Here is a 10,161-nt window from a genome sequence, read left to right as displayed (position 1 = left end):
AAATTTTTAACACTGTTAGCGCCAGATTTACTCCTTCAAATTGAGCAAGTATTAAGTCAAATTGGTATTAGTCGAGAAAACCTCAGCGTAAAGCTCGCTCCTTGATTTTCAGTGCTATTGGCAGTCAAGGTCGCCCCCATCAACTCAGCAAGTTGACGACAAATGGGTAAGCCGAGCCCCAAACTAGATGTGTCATGGCGTGACGCCTGAACTCGGTAAAAGCGTTCAAATATTTGTGTTAATTGAGTAGGAGACATACCCTGACCGCGATCAGCTACCGTGATAACCAGTTCATTGTCTTGATAATGTAGGTGTAGCATTACAATGCCGCCATCAGCGCCGTATTTAAACGCATTATCGAGTAGATTCACCACTATCTGCCTAACTCTTCCTGCATCGAGCGTAGCGGTTACGCCCGCTTGAATATCCGCTGTCAACGCCACACCTTGCTCCTGTGCCTGCGCTTGATAACGCACCAAAAGCGCACTTAGCAACTCAGAAACATTCACCTGTGTAGGTGACAACGTCAGTTGTTTTGACTCGGTTAACGATAATAAGCACAAGTCGTCGATGATACGATTGACGTTGTGAAGGTCTTGGGCGATCACTGCCAGCTGGGCTTTATCCATCGGCAAGATGCCGTCTTCCATTGCCTCCAAGCGTGAGCGAATGCCGTTAAGTGGGGTTCTGAGCTCATGGGATAAGTCTGAGTTCATTTGTTTATATTGCTGATGTAACCCCTGTAACCACGCAGCAAGATTATTGAAGCTGTTAATGATTTCACCCACTTCATCATGGCGCTTAAGCGCCAAGCGGGTATCTAACTCGCCCGACTCTATCGCCTTAAAGCTACGTTTAAGCTGTTTGAGCGGCGACAAGAAGTACCACGACCCCAGCCACGCAAGTAATGCAGCAATAATCGATAAGATGACCAAAGTAAGCATAAAATCGTCCAGCATCGCTTGCTGTAGCGCTTCCTTTTCAAACGACCTGTCTAGCAGTACCTTGGGAAGCCAAAATAATTCTTCATTTTGCGCCAGTTCATGTTGCACTTCATTAAATTGCACCACAAAGGCTGCAACACCGGGATGATGAATTGAAAATTGATGACCGGATTTGACCTGCTCATACTCAATTGAGAGCGTTGGGTCGAGGGTTTTTGCACTCGTGGTTAATTTGGTGTCTCGCCAAATAAACAGTTGCTCGGGAAAAGTCGCTGATAAAAACGTCAGCGTCGCTTCTGGGTTTACAAAAGCTTTGTCAGCCAATGCGGCTTCCACTAAGTCATCATCAAGCAATGTATGCCCAAATGTCACCGCACTTTGCTTATTGAACGCTAAAAAGGTGCGCTCCGCCGAGTGTTTAGATAACTGATAAAAGCTCCCAAGCAATGCAAAGGTACATAGTGCCACAAGTAAGGTAAATTTAGTTTTTAATTTCATGGCAATACCTTATGCGCGATAAATTGATAACCCTGACCATAACGCGTAGCAATAAACTTAGGCTCAGCTTTGCTATCGCCCAGTTTCTTACGAAGGTTTGCTAAATGCGTGTCAACGGCACGGTCTGTGATCGGTGCATCGCTCCCCCACACTTGCTCTATTAATTGTGCACGGCTAAATACTTGGTGAGGTTGTTTGGCCATGGTGAGTAGTAACTCAAACTCTACCGCCGTCAACGCAGGAGTCTGCTTTGCCACAGTGACGGATTTGCTCTCTAAGTTAATGCTTAAGCCATCAAACAGCAAAGCGGCACTTTGCTGTCCACGATAGCTGCGCTTACATAGGGCTTTTGCTCGGGAGATAACTTCACGCGGACTGTAAGGCTTACACACATAATCATCCGCGCCAAGTTCAAACCCCTCAAGGCGGTCGGTTTCAGACACTTTTGCGGTCACCATAATGGTAGGAATGTTGCGCATAACGGATTCTTTAAGTAGCTCACGACCATCACCTCCTGGGAGCATAACATCCAAAATCGCAAGCTCAAATGTGAGGTTCTGTAAGGCTCGATGGGCATCTGGGGCGTTATCGAAATGGACAACCTGCATATCCGCTTGTGCCAGATATAAACTTAAAATCTCGGCACTGCTTGGGTCATCCTCGACATATAAAACAGTATATTGGTTAGGCATTGTTGAAATTAACTTAACGAGTCGTGCTGAAGTATTCGAAGCCTTTTGATAGCCGCAATACCTTTCATCATTATTGTGATGAGAGTCAATCGCGCCCACGCAAGTAAGCGATCCGTCAGCTGATAATGTCAATAGCTGCACTATGCCACAACCGCACAGCTTATTAAACGTAGTGACCATAGCAAATTATACCAAGCTGCAAACACCGCATAACAAAAAACAATCAACCATTCACCCTCTTGGTTGATGGTAACTATTTATAATAAAAGGACTTTTACATTACTTATCAATGCAAAATCGCAACCTTTGCAACTCATAGTTAATAGTGTCACTAAGACACAAACACACAACAATACAAATTTTGATCGATTTAAACCTTAATGTCGCACAGACAACAAATTATATTTATTAACATAAAAACCCTTATTTTTGATTTAATCTGGACAATCGTTTATTGTGTCCAAAAGACAGTATCTAAATAACCGATGACTTCTGAACATGATTTAACCCAGTTTCACACCCCACTTTTTTCAGTAAACAACGTGCTATTTACAATGTTGCAGGACAGCCTAAAAGTACTGTTGGTAAAACGTACTAGCGCCCCATTTAAAGGTCGGTGGGAGTTACCTGGCGAGTGTGTTGATATTGAACTGGATGACAACACGGATATGAGTGCGCTGCGCAACATCAAAGCACTCACCGCTGCCACTCCGCAATTCTTTGAGCAGCTACAAGCCTTCTCAGGGATCAACCGTGATCCACGAGGCTTTAGCGTATCGCTGGTTTATTACGCCTTGATTTCACCGCAGTGTATCGCTGTAAAACCAAGTGCAGTGGAGGAAGTAAAATGGATGGATCTGAGTGCGATCCAAGATCTCGCAATGGCTTTTGATCATAAGCAGATCATCGCAACGGCAAGATCTCAGCTACAACAAAAAGCATTATATTCAATGATCCCCGTTTATTGCTTAGCGGATCAATTTACCATCGGACAACTTAAAGCTGCCATTGAGGCCATCATCGCCAAGCCTATTCAACGTAAAAGCTTAATAAGGCGTGTGGAAGCTTCCGGCATGCTTGAAGCACTCGATGAAAAAGTGAAGTCTGGTGGGCGACTGGCACAGTTATACCGGCTAAAGTCAGACACTGAAACTGTGTATTTTGAACGGAGTTTGAGCTTTGGATAAAGCGCAGATCGTGGCAGTTTTTACGACAACGACAATACTGCTCCTTGCAAATAATCTAGTGCCTGACATTGTGCTTGCAACTGTTCGATAAAATCCTTGGTGTGAGCCGGTGGGATCCGTTGGTTTGGCCAAAGCGCATAAATGTTACGAGTAAATTGACAGTCACCGATATATTTAAATGCTGTTTTAGAGTACGCGCGCAGCGCGGCTATTTCCGTCATTGGCAATACACCCGCACCGTTCGCTGAACCAACCAATTTTCTCACCAGAGTGATATCACCTACATAAGATACGTGATTGAACTGCGCAAGTAGTGTGAGCCATTCATCGGTTGCTGGAATTTGTGAAACTTTAAACGGTAAGAACAAAGTTTGCATAGACGCAATCTCTTTAGCGACCACTACCCGCACGGTAATTTGCCCCAAGCGCTTTTGATAGACGCTAGAATCCTCCAGCTCGCCAACACGGATCGCTAAATCAAAGCGTTTTTGGCTTAACAAGGCCACACTGTTGGCAGGTTCAACATGTAATTGAATATCAGGATGTTGCGACTGAAACGATTGCAGTGCATCGTATAATGGATCAATTATTAGGTTTTGCGGGCATAGCAGGTGGAACGTCTTAGCTTCTAGTGTCGAAAGCGTTTCACTTTTTGCATGCAGCGCAAGCAGCGGATCAGCCATCTCATCGACTACAGCTTGACCATGATTCGTTAATGTAAGTCCTCTGGCGCTACGCAGTAATAGCGGATAACCAAGCTTTTCTTCTAGCGCTAACATCCGTTTAGATAGCGTCGGCGCGCCTATGCCAAGGTCTTCTGCCGCCTTGGCAAAGCTTCCTCGGCGGCTTACCTCAACAAAGAGTCTTAAGTCATCTAGCATAGTTATCTCCGCAATCTTAGCTTTCCATTTTTGCCATTCTGATCGGCTGGCAACTCCCTACAATCATACCAACAGCCAAAGGAGGAAACATGCAAAAACTCATTTTTACATTACTGCTGTCATTGTGCCTGTCGTTTATGGTGTCTGGATGGGTTACGTACATCAATTTGGGATTAGTGGCGGACTTTACCACGCGATGGGCGCATGCCTTTGCTAATGCTTGGCCAGCTTCTTTTACCGCCGCCTATGTTTTATCAGCCCCAGTTACCACCGTTACTAAACGCATTATGGAGAAATACCATGGCCAACAACCACTATAACGTCAACTTTATCGCCCATATCACACCTAAAACCGAGCACTATCAAGATTGTATTAACTCAATCCAAGAGATCTTGCCAGCCACTCGAGCAGAAGTAGGATGTTTACGCTTTGAACTTTATGAAAATGAAAACCGCACCCAGCTTACCTTAGTTGAGCGCTTCGTCGATCAAGCCGCGTTCGATTTTCATCATCAGCAAGCTTACACCAAACAGGTATTTACACTGTATCAAGGATGGTTGGCAAAAGCGGTGGATATAATCGCCATCAAACCGCTGTAACCAACACTTTAGCTCGATATAGCACAATGCCATTTTATTAGGTGTTGTGCGATTGGTTTAGTGACTTGTTAAACCTTGGGTATTTTTACAAAGACGATATACTAAGGTGAAGTACAACAATAAAAGGAAAATGCCATGCCAGGATTACCAGCTGCACGGATTTCAGATATGCACGTCTGCTCTTTGGTGACTGGCACCGTGCCACATGTAGGCGGGCCAATATCAGGCCCTTCGGTGCCAAACGTGTTAATTGGGGGAATGCCTGCTTCTGTTGTTGGTGATATCGCTGTTTGTGTTGGTCCACCAGATACCATCGTAAAAGGCAGTACCAGTGTGCTTATCAGTGGCAGACCAGCAGCAAGAATGGGGGACACCACCAGCCATGGCGGTAATATCGTCCTTGGCATGCCAACGGTGTTAATAGGCTAAACACAATTAGCGGTGAGCTTAAAGCCTAGGTCTATCTACGCTCACTCGCTGTCCAAGCACCACGTTAATCAGACAGTAAGGCATATCGCCTATGCAGCTTTTCCAAAGACACAGCCAAAGCCTGTAGTGCGTTACGCTCCGATTGACAAGCCGCATTAAGCCTTGTCATCGCAGGGCGACGAGGACTGGTTCGATGTGTCGAGTCCAGCTGAGATAACCACTTTTGTGCAGGGTACAATACATCACGCTGCAAGATCTCTATACGGTGAGCAATGATGGCTAAGCAAGCGGGGATCTGCTTACAGTTACGTGGCCTAATTAATGCCTGTTTGCGCTGGCGGAAAAACTGGTAGTACTTACCAATACCATTGTCGATAGCTTTAGTAATTTCGTGACGGCGACCAAATTTTACCCATGTTAGCTTTTTCCACTGCGCGACATTAACTGGCGTCTGCTCCAGTGTATTCAGATCATGCGACAGCGACGATTTACCTAATAACGTTTGCCCAAGCAGCTTATAGTCTAAGGCCTGCAATTCCATTTCTAATCGTTTTAGTTGCGATAGCTGGTCAAACTGATTGGTGCTTTGTTGCTTCAGTACTTTTTTATTAAAAAGCTCAACTTGATCCAATACACTCACACCCTGCTTTACCGTCGTATTCGCTTTACTCAATGACTTTTTGTTGAATAATTCCAGCTGTCGAGCACACCAACCCCGCGCTTTACTTGGGTATCACTTGGCATTAATTGTGAGGGGTTAAATCGGGTCACCTCATCTAGTAGTCCCAAACCGCGCTTTTCTATTGTTTTCACCGAGTTTAAGTTGCTCTGATTAAACAGCTCAATATCATCCAACAACCCATGACCGTGCTTTTCCTGCGTTGACGTTGATTTTAAAGTAGATTTATCAAAGCTTCTGATATCATCAAGTAAAGAGCTAGGCTTAGATAACTCCACTTTACTCAGTAAGGATTTATCAAAATTTTGTACTTGTTGCAGAAAAGGCGCAGGACCCACTTCATCGCTCTTGGTTTTCAGATCCTTCAACCGAATTTTACGAGACTCGATATATTCTTGCGCTCGCTCCTTTAACGACTCAAATTCAGATAAATGCTCATTGCAATAGTCAAGCCACACTGCCATATCCGTATTGTCTCGCACTGTTGCAAATAAAGTGGAGTCGGTTGCATTGACAATAAGGTAAGCAGCAATGAGCGGATCTTTTAGCAAATTGTCATCAAGATACGGATGATGTTTATTGATTTGCAGTAAATGTCGGTTAATCTTTCGAGTGTAGTAGTACTCTTTCGCTAATACTGCGATCTTTTGTACATAAAAAGCGGTCAGAGTCAGTATTTTCGTGACATTACCAGGGAGTGTGATCCCAGAAATGACCGAAAAGCTGTTATCAATTGCCTTCACCAACTGTTTACCTGCTTCAGCCATCGCCAGCAAGAATTGGTTATTAGCAAATGTCGTCAAGGCTGTTCTCAGCTGATAGGTTTTATTGGCCAGCATCATCGTTTTGCTATCTTTAAAACGCTGAGAGCAAGCTTTAGCTGCCATTTTCACCGCATCTGTGTACTCTTTTACAGATTTGGCGGCAGAAACGATAGCGTTGATACCAGGCACTAAAGCAATACAAATTTCAGCAACCAAGCTTATCAACAGTTCGCGGATACTCACCCAGCATTCTTTGACAAAGAACATAAAGTCTTGCGCTATGCCTTTCAAAAAATCGATAACGGTTTGCGCGATTTCTTTTACCCAGTGGTAGCCCTGTTTAACGGCGGTAGCCATGACATTGCCACTTTTGATTTGACTCACAATCGCATTGGCAATTTTATGAATTTCTGATGATTCACGCCGCTGCTCTTCATTGTAATTTGACTGTACTTGGCGATCTTTCTCTTGTTTTTCACGCTTTGACTGTGTGATGTCTTTTTTGGCCTGCTTCACCATGTCTTTCAAGTCATCTTTATACAGAAACTTTGCACGGCTGCCATATAAAATCCTTACACAATCTCGCTTGGCCTCTTTGGCAAGCAACAAAGAGAAGTCATCAATCTCTTGATCTTGTTTTTCTGGAAATAGAAAGTGATGCAAGCGCTCAACAGGAAAGTTATTATCAGCCGAGTTTCGCTGGCTTGAACGCCAACCGTCTTGCTTCAAATATTTTTCTTCTTTGCTTACCTGCCATAAGAAATAGGCACTTTTTAATTCTCTAAAGTTGGCAGCAGTTGCAGACGCTCGATACGCTGCAACTTTGCTATCCACTTTTCGTAATAATTTGCCTCTAGGTGTCAGTCTAATACTGGTGTCATTGCGCCATGTATTCAAAATATGAGTCGTGGCAAACGGCATGAAAGCTCCAAGGGATTATTGATCTATCATAGATAATAATATTGCAGCATTGATAGCATGGCCAACCATATTTTCAGGTGGTAGTACCACAGGTAACTCAGGTGCAACGATTGACCCGGTTCCTGACCAAAAGACTGAGTAAGCTAGCCAACCAAATGCGTTGTCTAGCCCTACCCGTTCAGCGAGTTGTTGTGCACGGATACGTAAGGTTTCGCTCGGGGACTGCAACCAGCTCTCTACACAGCTTAATACCTTGTGCTCATCATCTGTGTTTGCGCCATAGGATTTCACTATTTCAAGCCCCCAGCGGATAGCATTCATCACCGCTAGACCATGTGCAATAAGTTGAATCGCATCCCGCTCTAGATCAGCTTTTAGCAGTACAGCGACCCCCTGCTGTGGCGTCAATGTTGGCTGTAATAAGTGGCTGGCTTCTTCAGAAGCCTTATAGCGCCCGATAATCGTCGCGATAGACGCTTGCTTGAGTTGCCCAAGCACTTGCTCATTAATTCTCGTCATTAATCTACTCAGTTTATTTTTACCAGCGCACCACTGATCTCAGCCATTGCCGTACCACTGAGCTTTGCCATTGCCGTTGAAGTGACTTGTGCACCGGCCGTCCCTTCTAGCTTTGCAATGGCTGTAGACTTAACATTGACCCCAGCTGTCCCCTCTAGATTAGCTTGAGCCGTGGCTTTTAAGTCCAAGTTGGCGGTAGCGCTAATTTTGGTGGAAGCTTTGCTAGCACTCGTAAAATTCATCGCCGAGATCGACGTATCTTGAGACGATTTCAGGTCAATAGCCGCGCCTTCTATTTTAATTCCAGAGCTAGATATTGTAATTTGATTGCTCCCCACTTTTAGCGCAATCTCACTGTCTCCTTCCAGTGTAATTTTATCCGCTTTCAAGCAATAATTTTTCGTTACAGAAACCGTTTGTGACTCTTCCACTGAAGTCGTCTGATTTTTCTTAACCGTTAGGCTATCATCGGCATTGACTAAATGTGTGGCATTGTTTGCCACCGTGACGGTAAAGTCTTTACCTGACGTAATCGACAGTAACTCCTCACCTTTTTTGTCATCAAAGCAAATTTCATGGGCGGTATCGTCAGCTAAACCCGTTTTAATGCTCGACTGTGTCGCATCTTTTTGTGGGTAAAGTGGTTTAGTGTTGCTATTAAAAACACTGCCAATCACTATCGGCTTATCAATATCGCCATTGATAAAGTCAACGATAACCTCATCCCCTATCCGCGGGATAAACTGCATTGCGGCCTTACTACCAGCAGTTTGCTGCATTACACGCAAATAGCAACTGGTGGACTTATCATCTGCCGTATCCCAATAAAAATGTACTTTGATACGCCCATCAGTATCTTGGCTGATTTCACCTTTACTATCTGCAGCGCCACTTTCCGTGACTACCACCGCAGAGGTGATCCCACGTGCCAATGGCTTAGCTGGATGGCGGGGGGTCAATGGTTTCGCTTCATCACGACAGCGCACCACACAGCGATAACTAGTCGCTTGATTTGACTGACGCACATCAATATGGTGATTGACTGCTAAAACGTTATAATCGCCTTCTAATTGACTTTGCAGATGCGTCACCACTGATAGCTTGTTCCCTACTACGACCACATTCGCATCTGTCTCCATTTCGATATCGCCACCTTGTGCTTGTTCAGCCTGGTTTAGCTGCGTCGCGAGTGTACTGACATCGCTAAAGTCATTGCTATCGCTTTGTAACCCAACATATTCAAAGCCGTTGCTTGTAGCGGTAGTCACACTGGAGCTTGAAACTTGACTTTTGGCCGACTCGACTTTTGTTTTTGTATAGTTATAGCCAGAAAGGGACAGTGACTTTTTAACCAGCTTTTGCATCGGTTCAAAGCGTTGTAGCAATAGGTTTTTCGCGGTTTTAACTTGAGCATGGTCAAACTTAGCTTGACTGTTTGTGTCTAGTGGTGAACTCGCACTTTGTACCTGCAAAGTGTGTTTACCACTTGATTGCGCAAAATAGAAAATAACACCTGACTGTGCCATCAATCGAGTAACAAACGCTAAATCGGTTTCATCATACTGGGTACAGTATTCCAATTTGGCGCTAGGCATAGTGCCAAACTTGTACATCCCCTTAAAACCCGCATTATCAAAAATATCCGACAGAATATCTTTTACAGATTGCCCTTGATAAATTCGATATGTGCGATTAAAACGCAGTAACCAGAGCCAAGATTTGAGCACCAGTTGAAACCGTCGCACACTATCAGCTCCGCTTTCAAGTTCAGTTATTTCCGCCACATACGCCTGATACTCTAATAAATTATTAGGTCGACCCGCGACGTCCTGATACCAGTTTACTGTTAAAGTTTCTCCTAGCAAACTGGTACCATCATCACCATCAGTAACAAGTTCCACTTCAGCAGATACGCCCTTATCTACCTCATCACTGATGTTGCAGTAGTTCAGGCGATACGTTTTGCCGCTGGCTGCTTTTGCAACCAAATAGCTCACCTCACCTGCAATATAAGTTTCCATATTGATACCTTATTGAAGTAGATTAA

General features: G+C 44.4%; 11 protein-coding genes. 4 read left to right on the top strand and 7 right to left on the bottom strand.

The window, feature by feature from the left end:
• Positions 1–56 precede the first annotated feature (56 nt).
• Together D9603_RS17460 and D9603_RS17455 are read right to left on the bottom strand one after the other, a co-directional pair.
• Positions 57–1,442 carry a HAMP domain-containing sensor histidine kinase gene (locus tag D9603_RS17460; protein ID WP_128732278.1) on the bottom strand — a complete coding sequence of 462 codons (1,386 nt, stop codon included), beginning with the start codon at positions 1,440–1,442 and terminating at the stop codon, positions 57–59.
• On the bottom strand, positions 1,439–2,314 hold the full coding sequence (locus tag D9603_RS17455; RefSeq protein ID WP_225740650.1) for a response regulator transcription factor: 876 nt from the start codon (positions 2,312–2,314) through the stop codon (positions 1,439–1,441). Before D9603_RS17455 ends, D9603_RS17460 begins: the two co-directional genes overlap by 4 nt.
• A 305-nt stretch (positions 2,315–2,619) precedes the next feature.
• Here D9603_RS17455 and D9603_RS17450 point away from each other — a divergent pair, with 305 nt between their 5' ends.
• Positions 2,620–3,321 (top strand): NUDIX domain-containing protein, encoded by a 702-nt coding sequence (locus tag D9603_RS17450; protein ID WP_128732277.1) that lies wholly within the window; start codon positions 2,620–2,622, stop codon positions 3,319–3,321.
• 20 nt (positions 3,322–3,341) lie between these two features.
• On the opposite strand, the gene D9603_RS17445 is transcribed toward D9603_RS17450, so the two are convergent.
• Complete coding sequence (locus tag D9603_RS17445) at positions 3,342–4,202, bottom strand: LysR family transcriptional regulator (protein ID WP_128732276.1); 861 nt, start codon at positions 4,200–4,202, stop codon at positions 3,342–3,344.
• An 89-nt stretch (positions 4,203–4,291) separates the two neighbouring features.
• On the opposite strand from D9603_RS17445, the gene D9603_RS17440 reads away from it, so the two are divergent.
• The 3 genes from D9603_RS17440 to D9603_RS17430 all read left to right on the top strand — a co-directional run bounded on the left by D9603_RS17440 (position 4,292) and on the right by D9603_RS17430 (position 5,231).
• On the top strand, positions 4,292–4,522 hold the full coding sequence (locus D9603_RS17440) for a DUF2798 domain-containing protein (RefSeq protein WP_128732275.1): 231 nt from the start codon (positions 4,292–4,294) through the stop codon (positions 4,520–4,522).
• Positions 4,503–4,802, top strand: coding sequence for an antibiotic biosynthesis monooxygenase (locus tag D9603_RS17435; protein WP_128732274.1), 300 nt, complete (start codon positions 4,503–4,505; stop codon positions 4,800–4,802). The genes D9603_RS17440 and D9603_RS17435 overlap by 20 nt, the downstream gene beginning before the upstream one ends.
• A 135-nt stretch (positions 4,803–4,937) precedes the next feature.
• The gene (locus D9603_RS17430) at positions 4,938–5,231 is read left to right on the top strand and encodes a PAAR domain-containing protein (RefSeq protein ID WP_125250755.1); all 294 of its coding nucleotides are present in this window, start codon (positions 4,938–4,940) and stop codon (positions 5,229–5,231) included.
• A 64-nt stretch (positions 5,232–5,295) separates the two neighbouring features.
• Here the strand turns inward: D9603_RS17430 and D9603_RS17425 are convergent, their stop codons facing one another.
• From D9603_RS17425 to tssI, 4 genes are read right to left on the bottom strand one after another with little or no spacing between them, the layout of a single operon-like run.
• The gene (locus tag D9603_RS17425) at positions 5,296–5,904 is read right to left on the bottom strand and encodes a hypothetical protein (protein WP_128732273.1); all 609 of its coding nucleotides are present in this window, start codon (positions 5,902–5,904) and stop codon (positions 5,296–5,298) included.
• The gene (locus tag D9603_RS21700) at positions 5,901–7,595 is read right to left on the bottom strand and encodes a hypothetical protein (protein WP_161972762.1); all 1,695 of its coding nucleotides are present in this window, start codon (positions 7,593–7,595) and stop codon (positions 5,901–5,903) included. Before D9603_RS21700 ends, D9603_RS17425 begins: the two co-directional genes overlap by 4 nt.
• Before the next feature lie 15 nt (positions 7,596–7,610).
• Positions 7,611–8,114: a hypothetical protein gene (locus D9603_RS17415; RefSeq protein ID WP_125250756.1), complete on the bottom strand. Its 504-nt coding sequence runs from the start codon at positions 8,112–8,114 to the stop codon at positions 7,611–7,613.
• Between the two features lie 8 nt (positions 8,115–8,122).
• Positions 8,123–10,135, bottom strand: coding sequence for a type VI secretion system tip protein TssI/VgrG (gene tssI, locus D9603_RS17410; RefSeq protein ID WP_128732272.1), 2,013 nt, complete (start codon positions 10,133–10,135; stop codon positions 8,123–8,125).
• Between the last annotated feature and the right edge of the window lie 26 nt (positions 10,136–10,161).

It is taken from the genome of Pseudoalteromonas sp. PS5 (assembly GCF_004103255.1).
Classification (GTDB): Bacteria; Pseudomonadota; Gammaproteobacteria; order Enterobacterales; family Alteromonadaceae; genus Pseudoalteromonas; species Pseudoalteromonas peptidolytica.
The sequence above is the reverse complement of the archived record's forward strand: the minus strand, read 5'-3'. Positions and strand labels throughout refer to the sequence as shown.